This is a genomic window from Stenotrophomonas oahuensis (genome assembly GCF_031834595.1).
Lineage (GTDB): Bacteria > Pseudomonadota > Gammaproteobacteria > Xanthomonadales > Xanthomonadaceae > Stenotrophomonas > Stenotrophomonas oahuensis.
The window spans coordinates 3,340,221-3,356,271 of sequence record NZ_CP115541.1 but is presented as its reverse complement, the minus strand read 5'-3'; the positions used below and the strand labels follow the sequence as shown (position 1 = coordinate 3,356,271).

Below are 16,051 nucleotides of genomic sequence, written 5' to 3'. Positions count from 1 at the left end.
CTACCGGTAGTTACCGACCGTTGGTCGGTACACCGCGTCAAACCAACCGGTTCAACAACTCCAGCGTCACCGGATCGGTGATGCCATGCGCTTCACCCTGCAGCGCCGGCAGCAACTGACTGGCCAGCTGTTTGCCCAGCTCGACGCCAAACTGGTCGAACGCGTTGATGTTCCACACCAGCGACTGCACGTATACCGCGTGTTCGTACATCGCGATCAGCGCACCCAGCGACTGCGGGGTCAGCGCATCCAGCAGGATCAACGTGCTCGGACGACCGCCCGGATATTCGCGGTGCGGATCATCACTGCCCTGCCCGTTGGCCAGCGCCTCGGTCTGCGCCAGCAGGTTGGCCATCAGCGCCTGGTGATTCACCGTGTACGGGTCGTCGTTGTGCACGCAGCCGATGAAGTCGGCCGGGATCACACTGGTGCCCTGGTGCAGGGCCTGGAAGAAGCTGTGCTGCACGTCGGTACCCGCGCCGCCCCACCACACCGACACGGTGTCGCTGTCGACCGGACGACCGTCCAGCTGCACGCGCTTGCCGAGGCTTTCCATTACCAGCTGCTGCAGGTAGGCCGGCAGCAGTGCCAGGCGCTGGTCGTAGGTCATCACCGCGTGGGTGGCGTGACCGAGCAGGTTGCGGTTCCAGATATCGGTGAGCGCATGCAGCACCGGCAGGTTCTGGTCCAACGGTGCGTTGAGCGCGTGTGCATCCATCTCGGCCGCACCGGCGAGCAGCTGTTCAAAGCGCTCGAAACCGATCGCCAGTGCAATCGGGAAACCGACCGCGGACCACAGCGAGTAGCGCCCGCCGACCCAGTCCCACATCGGCAGCACGCGGCCGGCGGCGATGGCAAAGGCCTTGGCGGCGCGCTCGGGGTTGGCGCTGACCGCATACAGGCGTTCACTGCCGCCCAGCCATTCGTGCAGGATCTGCCCGTTGAGCAGCGTTTCCTGGGTGCCGAAGGTCTTGGAAATCAGAATGCCGGCAGTGGTGGCCGGGTCCAGCGTGGCCAGGGTGCGCTGCATGGCGGCCCCATCGACGTTGGACACGAAATGCACGCGGAAGCGTGCACCGGTGACCGGGCGCAGGGCGTCGGCGACGAGGCGCGGGCCGAGGTCGGAGCCGCCGATACCCACGCTGACGATGTCGGTGACGTTGCTGTTTTCCAGCGCGGCGATCAGCTCGCCCATCTGCGCGCGCACCTGGGCGGCGGTGGCGTAGGCCTCGCCCGCAACCGGTGCGCCACTGAGGTCACCGCGCAGGGCGGTGTGCAGGGCGGCGCGGCCTTCGGTGACGTTGACCGTTTCGCCCCGGAACAGACGCTGGAAGCCGCCGGCGACATCACGCTCGGCGGCCAGCTGCAGCAGGGCGTCCAACGCGGCGCGGTCATACTTCTGCCGCGCGAAGTTGGCGTACAACGGACCGACCCGCAGCCCCAGCGATTGTGCGCGGCCGGGTTCGGCGGCGATCAGTGCGGGGATGCTTGCGCCACGCAGGCGCTGGGCATGGGAGTGAAGCGGGTCGAATCCGTTGTGCTGTGTCATGCGGCCTGGGTCGGAATGCTGTCGTTGGTGTGGGAGATCTGGTTTTTGCCGTCCACATATACCAACTTCGGCTTGAAGCTGTCAGCTTCTTCTTCGCTCATGTTGGCGAAGGCGGCAATGATGATGATGTCGCCGACCTGCACGTGACGCGCAGCACCGCCGTTGAGCGAGATCACGCCGCTGCCGGCTTCCGCGCGCAGCGCATAGGTGGAGAAACGCGCACCGTTGGTGACGTCCCAGATGTGCACCTGTTCGAATTCACGGATGCCGGTGGCCTGCAGCAGGTTGTCATCGATGGCGATGGAACCTTCGTAGTTCAGCTCGGAATGCGTGACGGTGGCGCGGTGGATCTTGGTCTTCAGCAGGGAGAGTTGCATGGGGCGACACAACGGCAAAAGGAAAGCCGAATTCTAGCACCCGGGGCGGATACGACAGGGGCCTGCCCGGTTCAGGCACGTGAGCGCCGTCGCTCCTGCGGTCGCACGATTTCCGTAGAGCCGGGCTTGCCCGGCTGCTGTTGGATTCAGGCGAACAGCCCTCGGTTCACGGCACCTCTGGCTTGGCGGCTCAGGACGGGCGTTCCGGGGGACGCTGCAAGTACGTCCCTGTAAGCTCGATCGCCGCATCCATGCGGCTCACGCCCCCTCCAGCCCATCCCGAGCCGCCATCGACAGTGGGTCGGTGGCCATGGGAAGTGCCGAATCAACGGCAACGTTGATCCGGGGTCATGCGTTACCGGATGTTGGGGATTTCACGGCCGTCGTCTGTCGACCGACGCTACCGGAGCTACGTGCTTTTGATCTTCCTTGGCCACCGACCTTCTGTCAGGGGCCGGTCGGGGTGGGTTTGCGGGACCGTCAAAAACATGGATGTTTTTGACGAGCCTACATGGGTGAAGGCGCACGGATTGCGAGGCACTGCCTCGCGTGCGACTGAACGCCCAACCGCTGGCGGTTGGGCCGGGCCCCGGAGGGGGATTCACGGCGTGTCCCGCAAACCCACCCCGACCGGCCCGAACACGGAAACCGATGGCCATCGGCTGTTCGTACGAATGCGTGAAGCATCCGGCCAACGGCCGGATGCCCGGGCGAATCAGAACTCGAGGTTGTCGATCAGGCGGGTGGAGCCGATGCGGGCGGCGATCAGGGCGACGCGGTTGCCGACGTCGCTGTCGGCCGGCTCGGACAGGTCCGGCAGGCGGATCACGGCGTAGTCGACCTGGAAGCCGGCGGCCTGCAGGGCGGCGGTGGCCTCGGCTTCGATCAGGCTGCGTGCCTTGCCGGCGATGAAACCTTCGCGCATGCCCAGCAGCACCTGGTGGATGGTGGTCGAAACGGGGCGCTGCTCGCCATTGAGGTACTGGTTGCGCGAACTCATCGCCAGGCCGTCATCCTCGCGGACGATGTCGCCGCCGACGATCTGGATCGGGAAGGCCAGGTCTTCCACCAGCTGACGGATCACCGCCAGCTGCTGGTAGTCCTTCTTGCCGAAGGCGGCCACATCCGGCTGCACCTGGTTGAACAGGCGGCTCACCACCGTGCACACGCCATCGAAATGACCCGGGCGATGTGCGCCTTCGAGCAGACTGCTGATGCCCGGCACATGCACGTTGGCCGCCAGCTCCACGCCGAACGGGTACATCGATTCCACCGTCGGCAGCCACAACACGTCGCAGCCGGCCTGCTCCAACCCCGAGGTGTCCGCTTCCGGCGTGCGCGGGTAGCGGGTGAAGTCCTCGTTCGGGCCGAACTGGGTCGGATTGACGAACACGCTGGAGACCACGCGGTCGGCGTACTGGCGGGCCAGGGTGACCAGCGAGTAGTGGCCGGCGTGCAGGTTGCCCATGGTCGGGACCAGCGCGACGCGCAGGCCCTCGCGCTTCCAGCCGTTGACGACGGCGCGCAGACGGGACAGTTCGGTGACGGTTTCGATCATGATGCGTAGGCGTGTTCTGCGTCGGGGAAGGAGCCGTCGCGCACGGCGTCGGCGTAGGCGCGGACCGCACCGGCCACCGAACCGCCTTCGGCAAGGAAATCCTTGACGAACTTGGGTCGGCGATGGCCGCTGTCCAGGCCAAGGAAATCGTGCATCACCAGCACCTGACCGTCACAGCCCGGGCCGGCACCAATGCCGATGGTGGGCGCGCTGATCTCGGCGCTGATCTGGGTCGCAATCGGGGTCGGCACGCATTCCAGCACCACCAGGGTGGCACCGGCATCGACGGCGGACTTGGCGTCGGCGCGCAGCTGCTCGGCCGCATCGCCACGACCCTGTACCCGGTAGCCGCCCAGGCGCAGCACCGACTGCGGGGTCAGACCCAGGTGCGAGCAGACCGGAATCTCACGCTCGACCAGGTAACGAATGATGTCCAGCTTGAAGCCGGCCCCTTCGATCTTGACCATCTCCGCGCCGGCCTGCAGCAGCTGCAGCGAGGCCTCCAGCGCGCGCTCGGGCGTGGCATCGGCACCGAACGGCAGGTCAGCTACCAGCAGCGCCCGCTGCAGTACACGGGCGACCACGCGGGTGTGGTAGACCATGTCGGCCACGGTCACCGGCAGGGTCGAATCATGCCCCTGCACCACCATGCCCAGCGAGTCGCCGATCAGGATCAGGTCCACGCCGTTGGCGTCGAAGGTGCGCGCAAAACCTGCGTCGTAAGCGGTCAACATGACCAGCTTCTGCCCGTTGCGCTTGGCCTCGGCCAGGGCGGGAACGGTCCAGGGTTTGCTGTCTGCGTGGGTACTCATGTACTGATAACCGGTGGCGATAAGCCCCGCATTATCCTCCTATTGACGCGATCCCGCTGGCCTCGATGCGCATCACTGCATCCCGTACCCGGCCCTGTCCCGGAATCAACGCGTCCGGGGCGATCTCGGCCAGGGGCACCAGCACGAACGCGCGCTCGTGCAGATAGGGGTGTGGCACTTTCAGCTGCGGCAGGTCGATCACCTGCTCGCCATACAGCAGCAGGTCCAGGTCCAGGGTCCGCGGGCCCCAGTGCACGGCAGGGTCACGCACCCGTCCGGACGCCCGTTCGACCTCCAGCAAGGCATCCAGTAGCGCCGAGGCGGACAACCCGGTGTCCAGCAGCGCGGCCGCATTGACGAAGGGCGGCTGGTCTTCATTGCCCCAGGCGGGGGTGGAATACAGCTGAGAGTGCGCCAGCAGCGTGGTCTGCGGCAGCGCCGCCAGCGCGGCAAAGGCACCGCGCAGGGTCTGCGCGGCGTCGCCCAGGTTGCCACCCAGGCCAATGCAGGCCAGGGTCATGTCTTACTCGCCGGCCGGACCACCGGTGCGCCGACGACGACGGCGACGCTTGCGCGGAGCCCCCTCTTCGTCCAGCGCGACCTCGGCCTGTGCCGCTTCCAGGGTGGAGTCGAGCTCGGCACCCGACTGCTGCTGGGCCTCGCGCCAGAACTGCACATCGGCTTCGTGCTCACTGGAGGCGACCTGGCGCAGCGCCAGGAAGTCGAAGGCGGCGCGGAAGCGCGGATGCGTGAGGGTGCGGAACACGCGCTTGCGCTGGCGCGAGCTGAAGCGGCCCTGCAGCAGCCAGATTTCCTGCATCGGCAGCGAGAAGCGGCGCGGCAGCGCGATGGTGGTCAGCTGGTGCAGAGTGACCCGGTCAGCGGCTCGGCGCTGCGCCTCTTCCACTGCCACGCCCTGCTTCTGCAGGGTGGCGAGGGCGCGGCAGAACGCCGGCCACAGCAGCAGTGCGAACAGGAACGACGGCGACACCGGCTCGTCATTGGCCACGCGCAGATCGGTACTGTGCAGCCCTGCGATCACCATGCGACGCAGCGCGCCACTGCGGTTGCTGCGCAGCGCGGCGGCGCTTTCCGGGAACAGCACGTCCAGCAGGCCGTAACGCTCCAGGCCTTCGAAGCTGGCCACGCCGTGTCCGGACAGGAACAACTTGAGTACTTCTTCGAACAGACGCGCCGGGGCCGCTTCGGACAGCAGTCCGGCCAGGCGCGGCAGCGGCTCGGCGGTGGCCTGCTCGATCTGGAAGCCGAGCTTGGCCGCCAGACGCACCGCGCGCAGCATGCGCACCGGGTCTTCGCGGTAACGCTGCTCGGGGTCGCCGATCAGCTTCATCAGGCGCGCCTGCACGTCTTCGAAGCCACCGGTGTAATCGCGCACCGAGAAATCCTCGATGGCGTAGTACAGCGCGTTGCAGCTGAAGTCGCGGCGCACCGCATCGTCTTCGATGGTGCCGTACACGTTGTCGCGTACCAGCATGCCGTTTTCCATCTCGCGGTCGCCGCTGCCGTCGTCGCTGTTGGCACGGAAGGTGGCCACTTCGATGATCTCGCGGCCGAACACCACATGGGCCAGGCGGAACCGGCGGCCGATCAGGCGGCAGTTGCGGAACAGCGCCTTGACCTGCTCCGGGGTGGCGTCGGTGGCCACGTCGAAGTCTTTCGGGTGCCCGCCGACCAGCAGGTCGCGCACGGCCCCGCCGACCAGGTAAGCGCCAAAGCCGGAATCACGCAGCCGGTACAACACGCGCAGCGCGTTCGGGCTGATGTCCTTGCGGGAGATGTTGTGCTGGTCGCGGGGGATCACGCGCAGACCGAACGAGGATGGTGCAGAGGAATTGATGTTGGCGCTTCCGGTTGAAGTTTCGGGATTGCCCAATGGCATCGTCGCCAATATACTAGCGCGCTGCGCCGCTCGCGACAAAGCACGCTCCCTTCGTCTAGTGGTTAGGACGTGGCCCTCTCAAGGCTAAAACAGGGGTTCGAGTCCCCTAGGGAGCGCCAATGTCGGCACGCAGGACGAAAAAAACCCCGCCAAGGCGGGGTTTTTTGTTGCTCACCCGACCATCTGCTCCAGCTCCTTGCCCTTGGTCTCGTGCACATAGCGCAGCACGAAGAACACCGAGGCCACGGCCGCGGCCGTATACAGCCCGTAGGCCCCGGCCAGGCCGATCCCGGTCAGCAGCACCGGGAAGCTGACCGTGATGGCGAAATTGGCCGTCCACTGCGCCGCGCCGGCCACCGCCAGCCCGGACCCGCGGATCTGGTTGGGGAACATCTCGCCCAGCATCACCCACATGACCGGGCCCCAGGACATGTTGAAGAACACCACGTAGGCGTTGGCCGCTACCAGCGCCAGCACGCCCATCTGGTCGGACAGCTGCAGCTTCCCGTCCACCAGCGAGCCGCTGGAGAACGCCACCACCACCAGCGCCAGGGTCACCGCCATGCCGGCCGAGCCCACCCACAGCAGCGGCTTGCGGCCGATCCGGTCGATCAGCACCACGGTGAGCAGGCAGGCCCCGATGCTGAGCGCACCGGACAGCACGTTGATCAGCAGCGCGTCGCTTTCCGAGAAGCCCACCGCCTGCCACAGCACGGCACCGTAGTAGAACACCACGTTGATGCCGACCAGCTGCTGGAACACGGCCAGACCGATACCGACCCAGACAATCCGGCGCAGCTTGCCGGTGTGCTTGTCGACCAGGTCGGACAGACGCGGGCGGTGCTGGTCCTGGGACAGCGAGGCATCGATCTCGCCCAGCTTGGCCTGGGCCTCGACCGGACCGTACAGGCGGGTCATCACCTCCAGCGCCTGTTCACGCCGGCCCTTCACCACCAGGTAGCGCGGGCTTTCCGGGATACCCAGCAGCAGCACCAGGAACAGGGCCGACGGGATCGCCTGCATCCAGAACATCCAGCGCCACGCGGCCTGCCCCAGCCACAGCGCCTCGGTGGAGGCACCGGCGGCACGGGCCAGCAGGTAGTTGCTCAGGAAGGCGCAGAAAAGGCCACTGATGATCGCAATCTGCTGCACCGTGGCCAGCCGCCCGCGATAGCGGGCCGAAGCCACCTCGGCGATGTAGGCCGGGGACATGACGCTGGCCGCGCCGACCGCGAAGCCGCCGACCACGCGGGCGATCACGAACGCCAGCGAGCTGTGCGCGGCCCCTGCCCCCAGCGCGGAGAGCAGGAACAGCACCGCGGCGATGATCAGCACGCCACGCCGGCCCAGGCGGTCGCCCAGGCGGCCGGCGAAGAACGCACCGATCGCGCAGCCCAGCAGCATCGAGGCCACTTCAAAGCCGATCCCGGCCTGGCTGGACTGGAAGGTCTGCTTGAGGCCATCCACGGTGCCGTTGATGACCCCGCTGTCGAAGCCGAACAGGAAGCCGCCCAGGGTGGCCACGCAGCTGATGAGGACGATGAAGGAGGTGTTTTCGCCGGGTGCGGCGGTGGCAGCAGCGGGTATCGACATGGAAGGCCCTGGCAGAAAGGAGACAGCGGACGGTCAACGCGGCAGGTACAGCTGAAGCGGGTTCTCACAGGTGTTCAGCGCCCGGCGGCCCTGGGGAAGCCCCACTTCCCGGGCCCTGGCTGTCTACCGGTGGGCACGGCTATCTATACCCGGGGGGCGACGACGGCGCATCGTGCACTGCGACAAAGCCGCAACTGTTCTAGAATTGTCAGGCTTACCGTCCGATTCTGATCCAGCCATGCCCTTTGTCGTCACCGAAAACTGCATCAAGTGCAAGCACACCGACTGTGTGGAAGTGTGCCCCGTGGACTGTTTCCACGAAGGTCCGAACTTCCTGGTGATCGACCCGGACGAGTGCATCGACTGCACCCTGTGCGAACCGGAGTGCCCGGTCAACGCGATTTTCCCGGAGGACGACGTGCCCGCCGGACAGGAAGGCTTCGTGGCCCTGAATGCCGAGCTGGCCAAGGCCTGGCCGGTGCTGACCGTGCGCAAGGACCCGCCGGCGGATGCGGGTGATTGGGATGGCAAGCCCGGGAAACTGGAGTTGCTGGAGCGCTGAGGCAAAAAGGCACCTTCGGGTGCCTTTTTTGTTGGGCGTAGGGACACGCCATGCGTGTCGTCGGAGCCCCCGGCGGTTCATGACACGCATGGCGTGTCACTACGGGCATCCATGCCGTGGAGTGTCACTCCGGGGGCTACCTGGGGGCCTCCCCCGATGGATCGCGAGATGCGGCCAGCAAGAGCCAAACCGCGCGCGATGCCGGTAGCGTCGGTCGACAGACGACGGCCGTGAAACATTCAACATCCGGTAACGAGTGACCCCAGATCGACATTGCCGTTGGTTCGGCATTTCCCGTGACCACCGGCCATCTGTCTGAGGCGTGCCGGGGTGGGTTTGCGGGACCGTAGAAAACATGGATGTTTTCTACGAGCCCCCATGGGTGAAGGCGCACTGCTTGCGAGGCACCGCCTCGCGTGCGACTGAACGCCCAACCGCTGGCGGTTGGGCCGGGGCCCGGAGGGCGGTTTACGGCGTGTCCCGCAAACCCACCCCGGCACGCCCAAACACGGGAACCGATGAACCACCGGCTATTCGCCCAGAAACAAAAGCGCCGGGCAGAGCCCGGCGCAACGTAGATCGTGCAATCCGATAAAGCGGATGCAGAAATCAGGGAGCCAGCTTGGCCTTCAGTTCGGCCAGCAGCTTGGTCGGGGCCGGGCCGGTGGCCGGCAGGCCGCGCGGGTCGACCGTGGAGACGTAGGCACCGGCTTCGACGGCCACCACGCGGACCAGGAAGTTGTTGTCCTCAAAGGCCACGTCGTAGGAACCCAGCAGCTGGGCCTTGCTGGCGATGGTCACGCCGCCCATCGACTCCAGCACCTCGCCCACCTTGGCGAAGACCTCTTCCTTGCTGCCTGCCACGTTGAAGCCTGCGCCGGCTGCGGCCGGGTCGGCGGCCGGGCCCGGGGCCGGACGGGCGGCCTGCGAGGCCAGCACCGGCACCTGCGCGGCCGGGTTGCCCGGGGCATTCAGGTCCGGCGGAATTTCCAGCGGACGCATTTCCGGGGCCAGCGCGTAGTCGCCCTTCGCACCACGATTGAAGCAGCCGGTGGTGCCCACCAGGGTGGCCGTGGCCAGCAGCGCGAACGACAGCACGCGGGTGGCGGAAACAGATTGACGCATGTGAATCTCCAGGTTCAGGCCACTGCGGTTCAGTGGCTGGAAAGTGCTTCAAGCGCCCCGATGTCGGACGCCAGATGTTCGGCTGCAGCATGGTGGGGCTCGGACAGCCGCAGCAGCGGCAGTCGCAGGCCATGGCCGATGCCGATCCGGTACAGCAGTTCCTTCACCGGAATCGGGTTCGGCTCCACCCCGCAGAAGTCGTGGAACGGGTCCAGACGGGCGTTCCAGGACTCGGTCGCCTCGCGCTCGCCGGCCGCGGCCAGGTCACACATGCGCCGGTAGGAACCCGGCAGCGCGTTGGAACCCACCGAGATCAGGCCGTCGATGCCCGACAGAATGGAGCGCGCCGCCGTGCCGTCGTCGCCGCTGAGGATCGCGAAGTCTGGCGAACGCAGGGCCAGCAGTGCCTGCACGCGGCCGTTGTCGCCCACCGCTTCCTTGATGCCGACGATGTTCGGATGGCTGGCCAGTTCCGCGACCGTTTCCGGCAGCATGTCCACCCCGGTGCGGCCCGGCACGTTGTACAGAATGACCGGCAGGCCGCCCTGGTCAGCCACCGCGCGGTAATGCGCGATCAGCCCGGCCTGGGTCGGGCGTACGTACGGCGGCGTCACCACCAGCGCATGGGTGGCCCCATTGGCCGCCGCGCGGCGGGTCTGCTCGATGGTTTTGGCCGTGCCCGACAGGCCGGTGCCGGCGATGACCGGTACGCGGCCGGCCACGGCTTTCACGGCGCTGCGCAGCAGCTGGTCATATTCGTCGTCGGACAGGGTGGCCGCTTCGCCGGTGGAACCGGCCACCACGACCCCGTGAACGCCCCCCTCCAGTTGCAGGTGCAGCAGGCGCTGCCAACCGTCGGGATCCAATGCGCCATTGGCCTGGAAAGGCGTGGCCAGCGCGGTGATGAGACCGGAAAGAGACAAGGAACAATGCTCGGAAGAAGGGGAAAGGCAGGCCGCGCAGGTGCCGGCCGGATGCCTTCTGCATGTTACTTGCGGGCCGAAAGCGCGGGCAAGTATGCTGGACTCCGGCGAACGTGCCGTTCGGCACCGTTCAGACTCACCCTGCATTACCGGAACCCCCTTGACCGACTCCACGCCGCGGCCTGCGCCGACCGAAAACCACCTCCTGATCAACGCCTATACGACGCATCCGGAGTCCCCCCTGCTGCCTGTGACCCGGCGCATTGCCGACAGTGGCTGCAATCTGGTCGATGCCCGCCTGGCCACCGTCGGCCGTGATGTCTCGGTGACGGCCCTGGCCACCGGTTCGTGGGACGCGGTCGCCAAGCTGGAAGCGATGCTGACCCGGCTGGAGCGCGAGGAAGGCCTGAAGCTGGTGTGGTACCGCACCGGGGCCAAGCAGGCGCAGTCCAACCTGCTGCCCTACATCGTGGAAGTGATCGCCGCTGACAAGCCGGGCATCCTGTTCCAGCTGGCCGACTTCTTCGACCGCCAGGGCATCACCATCGAAAACCTGCAGAGCACGCGTTACCGCGCCATGCAGACCGGTGCGGAAATGTTCTCCGCGCAGGTCACCATCGGCGTGCCCGCCAACATGCACATCGCCGCATTGCGCGACGACTTCCTGGAATTCTGCGACCACCTGAACCTGGACGCGATCATGGACCCGATGAAGTTCTGATTTTCGCGCGTCCGTCACGGGCGCGCGGCGTTTCATGCAGTTGTAGCAGACGTACCCCAGGCTCCGGAACAAGGACCTCATGAACAACGGCGACACCCTGGACAGCACGACCCTTTCGCTCCCGCTGGCACTGTCCGGCGGCGAACACACCACCCTCGGCGCACTCGCCGGCCAGTGGCTGGTGCTGTACTTCTACCCCAAAGACAGCACCCCCGGGTGCACCACCGAAGGTATCGATTTCAACGCGCTGCTGCCGAAGTTCAAGCGCGCCGGCGCGCAGGTGTTCGGCGTCTCGCGCGATTCGCTGAAGTCGCATGACAACTTCTGCGCCAAGCAGGGCTTCAAGTTCCCGCTGATCAGCGACAGCGATGAAGCGCTGTGCAGCGCGTTCGATGTGATCAAGCTGAAGAACATGTACGGCAAGCAGGTGCGCGGCATTGAACGCAGCACCTTCCTCATTTCGCCCGACAGTCGTATTGTGGAATCGTGGCGCAAGGTCAAAGTGGCCGGCCACGCAGAATCCGTCCTTGAAGCCCTGAAGGCCGCGAAAACCCAGTGAGCTACCCGGTACCCCCCAATGGCCATCACCCTGCCCCGCAGGCCGTGATGGCTTGTCCCTGTTCTGCCACCAGGAAATGACGATGACCCGAGGCAAGCGCATCTACGTACTGGATACCAATGTGCTGATGCACGATCCAACCGCGCTGTTCAAATTCGAGGAGCATGATGTCTACCTGCCGATGCAGGTGATCGAAGAGCTGGACAACGGCAAGAAGGGCACCTCCGAAGCCAGCCGCAACGCGCGGCAGGTCAGTCGTTTCCTCAACGAACTGGTGGAAGCCTCGGGCCTGGACAACCTGGCCGAGGGCATTCCGCTGCAGCGCCCGAACGGGCTGCAGCTGCGCGGCAAGCAGAGCGCCGGCAAGCTGCGCTTCCAGACCAGCCACTTCGAAGCCGGCAAGAGCTTCGGCGCGGTGATTCCGGACAACGCGATCCTCGGCGCGATCCTGGCATTGAAGGAATTCACCCCGGAAATTCCGGTGGTGTTCGTGTCCAAGGACATCAACCTGCGGATCAAGGCCGCCATTGCCGGCATCGTCTCGGAAGATTACGAGAACGACCGCGCGCTGGACGACTTCAGCCTGCTCTACACCGGTGCCACCCAGCTGCCGGAAGACTTCTGGAAGCATCACACCGACGACCTGCGCAGCTGGAGCGACAAGGGTCGTACCACCTACGAGGTGCGCGCCACCGACAGCGAGGACTGGTACCCCAACCAGTATGTCTACCTGCCCGGCGACGACGAAGTGGAAATGCGGGTGGCCAAGGTCGAGGGCGAGAAGATCACGCTGTCGCTGGTCAACGACTACCGCCACGGCAGCCATGCGGTGTGGGGGATCAGCGCGCGCAACCGCGAGCAGAATTTCGCGCTCAATGCCCTGATGGACCCGGAGATCGACTTCGTCACCCTGCTCGGCACCGCCGGCACCGGCAAGACCCTGTTGGCACTGGCGGCCGGCCTGGCCCAGACCATGGACCAGCAGCGCTACCGCGAAATCATCATGACCCGCGCCACGGTCAGCGTGGGCGAGGACATCGGCTTCCTGCCCGGCACCGAAGAAGAAAAGATGACGCCGTGGATGGGCGCGCTGACCGACAACCTGGAAGTGCTGACCCAGCCGCAGGAAGGCGGAGCCTGGGGCCGTGCGGCCACCAATGACCTGCTGGCCAGCCGGATCAAGATCCGCTCGCTGAACTTCATGCGCGGGCGCACCTTCCTGTCGCGCTATCTGATCCTGGACGAGGCGCAGAACCTCACCCCCAAGCAGATGAAGACCCTGATCACCCGAGCAGGCCCCGGCACCAAGATCGTCTGCCTGGGCAACGTGGAGCAGATCGACACGCCCTACCTGACCGAAACCACGTCGGGCCTGACCTACGCGGTGGACCGCTTCAAGAACTGGCCGCACAGTGCGCATATCACCCTGCGCCGGGGCGAGCGTTCGCGCCTGGCCGATTACGCTTCGGAGGTGTTGTGATCCGCATGTCACTCCGTGCCCTGCTGCCGCTGGCGCTCGCTGCGCTGGCGGCCGCCTGCACGCCATCCAACACCCGCCCGGGGGCCACGGTCCCCACCGCGGTCAAAACCGGCCAGTCCTGGGTGGTCACCCGTCCGGTGATTGCCGCCCAGGTGCTGGACACCTGCTCCCGCCCCAGCCCCGGCCAACCCCCGGGGCGGCTGAGTGGTTACTGGGCTCCCAGCCGCGCGCAGATCGAGCAGCTGGAAGCACGGCTGCCCACGCTGGAAGCGCAGATTCCCAAGGTGGTCGATTTCGACCGCCAGTACGTGGGCATCGAGGTGGATGGCCGGCAGCTGATCTACCTCAACGCCTTCCACCTGCCCGACCACAGCGAGATCGATCCGTCGCGTGAAGCGATCCGGGTCTGCGACGGCGGCGCGCAGTTCTGGGGCGCGGTGTTCGACCCGGCCAGCGGCCAGTTTTCGGACGTGCAGTTCAACGGCCCGCCGGGCGGACGCTGATCCGGCCATGAAACACGCTGCTACCGCAGCATGAGCATCCGCCTGCCGGCCTGGGTGTGGATCGGCGCGATCGCGTTGTCGTGCGTGGCCGGCATGGTCAACGTGGTGGGCTTCCTGGGCTTCGAGCATCAGGCGGTCAGCCACATGACCGGCACCACCAGCCAGCTCGGCATGGCGCTGGCGCAGGGCGACTGGCGCGTGGTCGGCCACCTGTGGGGCCTGCTGATCGCGTTCTGCCTCGGCGCGATGCTCAGCGGCATGATCGTGCAGGACAGCACCCTGCAGCTGGGCCGCCGCTATGGCGTGGTGCTGACCCTGGAATCGCTGTTGCTGCTGATCGCGATACCGCTGTTCCAGCGCCAGCAGATCTGGGGCGCGGTGGCCGCGGCGATGGCCTGCGGCCTGCAGAATGCAATGGCCACCACCTTCAGTGGCGCGGTGGTGCGCACTACCCACCTCAGCGGCATGTTCACCGACCTGGGCATCGGCCTGGGCCACCTGCTGCGCGGGCTGCCGCTGCCGATGCGGCGACTGACACTGAGCGGATTGATCGTCAGCGGTTTTCTGGCTGGCGGCGTGATCGGCGCGTGGTTGTTCATGCGCTGGCAGTATCTGGCCCTGCTGGCCCCGGCCGCACTGACCGGCTGCACCGGGCTGGGCTACGTGCTGTACCGGCAGTGGGCCCTGCTGCGCACGCGCTGAGCAAACACTGCACAATCGCGGCATGAGCCCATCCACTCCCGTCTCCGCCCTGACCATTGCCGGTTCCGATTCCGGCGGTGGCGCCGGCATCCAGGCCGACCTGAAGGCCTTCGCCGCCCACCGCGTGCATGGCCTTTCCGCGATTGCAGCGCTGACCGCGCAGAACACCCGGGGCGTCACCGCGGTGCATGTACCGCCGCTGGACTTCCTGCAGGCGCAGCTGGATGCGTGCTTCGCCGACTTCGATATCCACGCGGTGAAACTGGGCATGCTTGCCAATGCCGAGGTCATCTCCCTAGTCGCCGACGCACTGGAGAAGCATCGTCCGCCGCACATCATCCTCGACCCGGTGATGGTGGCGACCAGCGGGGCCAAGCTGCTTGAAGACAGCGCGCTGCACGCCCTGCGTACGCGGCTGCTGCCGCTGGCCACGCTGGTGACGCCGAACACGCCTGAGGCCGAACTGCTGCTGGGACGGCGGATCCGCAACGGCGAAGAGGCCGAAGACGCGGCCAGCGCACTGACCGATCTCGGCGCAGGCGCGGTGCTGCTGAAAGGCGGACACCTGATGGAAGGCAGCCGGGTGGTGGATCGCTTCTTCGACGGCGTCACCTTCGAAGCCTTCATCCATGCCCGCCTGCCGGTGGATGCACACGGCACCGGCTGCACACTGGCCTCGGCGATTGCGGCGCAGCTGTGCTGCGGGCTGTCGCTGGCCAATGCCTGCGAGGCCGCCATCGACTATGTCGCACGTGGCCTGCAGAGCGGCTACACGCCCGGGCGCAGCGAGGTGCTGGTACTGGACCATTTCGGCGCGGCGCGGCCGGCATGACCCGTTCGATACTGATTCCGGCGCAGGCCGAGGACGGGCATCGTTTCGAGCTGATCGGGCGGATTCCAGCGCAGCCGCGCGCGCAGTTGCTGTGGTTGCCGGCGCTGGGGGTTTCGGCGCGCAACTATCAGGCGTTCGCGGACGCACTGGCAGCGCGCGGGGTGGCGGTATTCCTGCACGAGTGGCGCGGCAACGGCAGCAGCAGCCTGCGGCCTTCGCGGACGCAGGACTGGGCTTACCGGGAGATCCTGCAGCAGGACCTGCCGGCCAGCCTGGCGGCGGTACGCCTGCATGGGACGGCCCCGCTGATCATCGGCGGCCACAGCCTGGGCGGTCAGCTCGCGTGTGTGTTCGCGGGACAGCACCCGTCCGTTTTCGAGCGCTTCTGGCTGGTGGCGACGGGCACGCCCTACTGGCGGACCTTCCCGGCCCCGCGTGGCTGGTTGCTGCCGCTGGTGTACCGGTTCCTGCCGTGGCTGGCCCAGCGCCAGGGCACCCTGCCCGGCCGCCGGCTGGGCTTTGGCGGCACCGAGGCACGAGGGTTGATCAAGGACTGGGCGCGGGTGGGGCTGAGCAACCACTACGCGGCGGCGGGCATGGCGGAGGATCTGGAGGGCGCGATGCACCGCCTTGGGGGCCAGGCGCAGGCGGTGGTACTGGAACAGGACTGGTTTGCACCGCCCGGCTCGATGCAGGGGCTGCTGGCGAAGCTGCCACAGGTGCGTTCGCAGCTGCAGGTGGTGTCGGCGTCGGCCCTTGGCACGCGTGCCGATCACTTCGCCTGGATGAAGTCGCCGGAGGCCGTGGCACAGGCGCTTTTTCATTCATTTGAATGAAAGTCTTCACAAAGGCGTT

Annotated in this window: 17 protein-coding genes and 1 tRNA gene; 9 read left to right on the top strand and 9 right to left on the bottom strand. The window is 66.6% G+C overall.

Features of this window, described 5'->3' with window-relative positions:
• Nucleotides 1-37: 37 nt before the first annotated feature.
• From pgi to pcnB, 6 genes are all read right to left on the bottom strand, one after another.
• Nucleotides 38-1,549, bottom strand: a complete 1,512-nt coding sequence (pgi, locus tag PDM29_RS14995; RefSeq protein WP_311190877.1) for a glucose-6-phosphate isomerase — start codon at nucleotides 1,547-1,549, stop codon at nucleotides 38-40.
• A complete protein-coding gene (gene panD, locus PDM29_RS14990) occupies nucleotides 1,546-1,926 on the bottom strand; it encodes an aspartate 1-decarboxylase (protein ID WP_125361711.1) in 381 nt (126 codons plus the stop codon). The genes pgi and panD overlap by 4 nt, the downstream gene beginning before the upstream one ends.
• 715 nt (nucleotides 1,927-2,641) lie before the next feature.
• The gene (gene panC, locus PDM29_RS14985; RefSeq protein ID WP_282298261.1) at nucleotides 2,642-3,484 is read right to left on the bottom strand and encodes a pantoate--beta-alanine ligase; all 843 of its coding nucleotides are present in this window, start codon (nucleotides 3,482-3,484) and stop codon (nucleotides 2,642-2,644) included.
• Nucleotides 3,481-4,296 carry a 3-methyl-2-oxobutanoate hydroxymethyltransferase gene (gene panB / locus PDM29_RS14980; protein ID WP_311190876.1) on the bottom strand — a complete coding sequence of 272 codons (816 nt, stop codon included), beginning with the start codon at nucleotides 4,294-4,296 and terminating at the stop codon, nucleotides 3,481-3,483. Before panB ends, panC begins: the two co-directional genes overlap by 4 nt.
• Before the next feature lie 31 nt (nucleotides 4,297-4,327).
• On the bottom strand, nucleotides 4,328-4,816 hold the full coding sequence (folK, locus tag PDM29_RS14975; RefSeq protein ID WP_311190875.1) for a 2-amino-4-hydroxy-6-hydroxymethyldihydropteridine diphosphokinase: 489 nt from the start codon (nucleotides 4,814-4,816) through the stop codon (nucleotides 4,328-4,330).
• 3 nt (nucleotides 4,817-4,819) lie between these two features.
• Nucleotides 4,820-6,190 (bottom strand): polynucleotide adenylyltransferase PcnB, encoded by a 1,371-nt coding sequence (pcnB, locus tag PDM29_RS14970; RefSeq protein WP_311193799.1) that lies wholly within the window; start codon nucleotides 6,188-6,190, stop codon nucleotides 4,820-4,822.
• A 50-nt stretch (nucleotides 6,191-6,240) separates the two neighbouring features.
• Between pcnB and PDM29_RS14965 the strand changes: the two genes are divergently transcribed.
• Nucleotides 6,241-6,315, top strand: a tRNA-Glu gene (locus PDM29_RS14965).
• Nucleotides 6,316-6,367: 52 nt separating this feature from the next.
• Here PDM29_RS14965 and PDM29_RS14960 read toward each other — a convergent pair.
• Nucleotides 6,368-7,789, bottom strand: a complete 1,422-nt coding sequence (locus PDM29_RS14960; protein WP_311190874.1) for a sugar porter family MFS transporter — start codon at nucleotides 7,787-7,789, stop codon at nucleotides 6,368-6,370.
• A 238-nt stretch (nucleotides 7,790-8,027) separates the two neighbouring features.
• On the opposite strand from PDM29_RS14960, the gene fdxA reads away from it, so the two are divergent.
• Nucleotides 8,028-8,351, top strand: a complete 324-nt coding sequence (gene fdxA / locus PDM29_RS14955) for a ferredoxin FdxA (protein WP_311190873.1) — start codon at nucleotides 8,028-8,030, stop codon at nucleotides 8,349-8,351.
• A 609-nt stretch (nucleotides 8,352-8,960) separates the two neighbouring features.
• Here the strand turns inward: fdxA and PDM29_RS14950 are convergent.
• Nucleotides 8,961-9,476 carry a hypothetical protein gene (locus PDM29_RS14950; RefSeq protein WP_311190872.1) on the bottom strand — a complete coding sequence of 172 codons (516 nt, stop codon included), beginning with the start codon at nucleotides 9,474-9,476 and terminating at the stop codon, nucleotides 8,961-8,963.
• 29 nt (nucleotides 9,477-9,505) lie between these two features.
• The gene (gene dapA, locus PDM29_RS14945; protein ID WP_311190871.1) at nucleotides 9,506-10,399 is read right to left on the bottom strand and encodes a 4-hydroxy-tetrahydrodipicolinate synthase; all 894 of its coding nucleotides are present in this window, start codon (nucleotides 10,397-10,399) and stop codon (nucleotides 9,506-9,508) included.
• A 94-nt stretch (nucleotides 10,400-10,493) separates the two neighbouring features.
• Here dapA and PDM29_RS14940 point away from each other — a divergent pair, with 94 nt between their 5' ends.
• From PDM29_RS14940 to PDM29_RS14910, 7 genes are all read left to right on the top strand, one after another.
• A complete protein-coding gene (locus PDM29_RS14940; protein WP_425508678.1) occupies nucleotides 10,494-11,120 on the top strand; it encodes a glycine cleavage system transcriptional repressor in 627 nt (208 codons plus the stop codon).
• Nucleotides 11,121-11,199: 79 nt separating this feature from the next.
• Nucleotides 11,200-11,679: a peroxiredoxin gene (locus tag PDM29_RS14935; RefSeq protein ID WP_311190869.1), complete on the top strand. Its 480-nt coding sequence runs from the start codon at nucleotides 11,200-11,202 to the stop codon at nucleotides 11,677-11,679.
• An 82-nt stretch (nucleotides 11,680-11,761) separates the two neighbouring features.
• Nucleotides 11,762-13,159: a PhoH family protein gene (locus PDM29_RS14930; RefSeq protein WP_311190868.1), complete on the top strand. Its 1,398-nt coding sequence runs from the start codon at nucleotides 11,762-11,764 to the stop codon at nucleotides 13,157-13,159.
• A 5-nt stretch (nucleotides 13,160-13,164) separates the two neighbouring features.
• Entirely contained in the window at nucleotides 13,165-13,662 is a 498-nt protein-coding gene (locus PDM29_RS14925; protein WP_311190867.1) for a hypothetical protein, read from the top strand.
• A 30-nt stretch (nucleotides 13,663-13,692) separates the two neighbouring features.
• Nucleotides 13,693-14,364 (top strand): YoaK family protein, encoded by a 672-nt coding sequence (locus tag PDM29_RS14920; protein WP_311190866.1) that lies wholly within the window; start codon nucleotides 13,693-13,695, stop codon nucleotides 14,362-14,364.
• A gap of 22 nt (nucleotides 14,365-14,386) precedes the next feature.
• On the top strand, nucleotides 14,387-15,196 hold the full coding sequence (gene thiD / locus PDM29_RS14915; protein ID WP_311190865.1) for a bifunctional hydroxymethylpyrimidine kinase/phosphomethylpyrimidine kinase: 810 nt from the start codon (nucleotides 14,387-14,389) through the stop codon (nucleotides 15,194-15,196).
• Nucleotides 15,193-16,032, top strand: a complete 840-nt coding sequence (locus PDM29_RS14910) for an alpha/beta hydrolase family protein (RefSeq protein ID WP_311190864.1) — start codon at nucleotides 15,193-15,195, stop codon at nucleotides 16,030-16,032. Before thiD ends, PDM29_RS14910 begins: the two co-directional genes overlap by 4 nt.
• Nucleotides 16,033-16,051: the final 19 nt, after the last annotated feature.

Coding starts and splice junctions, on each gene's coding strand:
- pgi (WP_311190877.1), bottom strand. CDS start 1,549: ATGACACAGCACAACGGATTCGACCCGCTTCACTCCCATGCCCAGCGC.
- panD (WP_125361711.1), bottom strand. CDS start 1,926: ATGCAACTCTCCCTGCTGAAGACCAAGATCCACCGCGCCACCGTCACG.
- panC (WP_282298261.1), bottom strand. CDS start 3,484: ATGATCGAAACCGTCACCGAACTGTCCCGTCTGCGCGCCGTCGTCAAC.
- panB (WP_311190876.1), bottom strand. CDS start 4,296: ATGAGTACCCACGCAGACAGCAAACCCTGGACCGTTCCCGCCCTGGCC.
- folK (WP_311190875.1), bottom strand. CDS start 4,816: ATGACCCTGGCCTGCATTGGCCTGGGTGGCAACCTGGGCGACGCCGCG.
- PDM29_RS14960 (WP_311190874.1), bottom strand. CDS start 7,789: ATGTCGATACCCGCTGCTGCCACCGCCGCACCCGGCGAAAACACCTCC.
- fdxA (WP_311190873.1), top strand. CDS start 8,028: ATGCCCTTTGTCGTCACCGAAAACTGCATCAAGTGCAAGCACACCGAC.
- PDM29_RS14950 (WP_311190872.1), bottom strand. CDS start 9,476: ATGCGTCAATCTGTTTCCGCCACCCGCGTGCTGTCGTTCGCGCTGCTG.
- PDM29_RS14940 (WP_425508678.1), top strand. CDS start 10,494: ATGCTGGACTCCGGCGAACGTGCCGTTCGGCACCGTTCAGACTCACCC.
- PDM29_RS14935 (WP_311190869.1), top strand. CDS start 11,200: ATGAACAACGGCGACACCCTGGACAGCACGACCCTTTCGCTCCCGCTG.
- PDM29_RS14930 (WP_311190868.1), top strand. CDS start 11,762: ATGACCCGAGGCAAGCGCATCTACGTACTGGATACCAATGTGCTGATG.
- PDM29_RS14925 (WP_311190867.1), top strand. CDS start 13,165: ATGTCACTCCGTGCCCTGCTGCCGCTGGCGCTCGCTGCGCTGGCGGCC.
- PDM29_RS14920 (WP_311190866.1), top strand. CDS start 13,693: ATGAGCATCCGCCTGCCGGCCTGGGTGTGGATCGGCGCGATCGCGTTG.
- thiD (WP_311190865.1), top strand. CDS start 14,387: ATGAGCCCATCCACTCCCGTCTCCGCCCTGACCATTGCCGGTTCCGAT.
- PDM29_RS14910 (WP_311190864.1), top strand. CDS start 15,193: ATGACCCGTTCGATACTGATTCCGGCGCAGGCCGAGGACGGGCATCGT.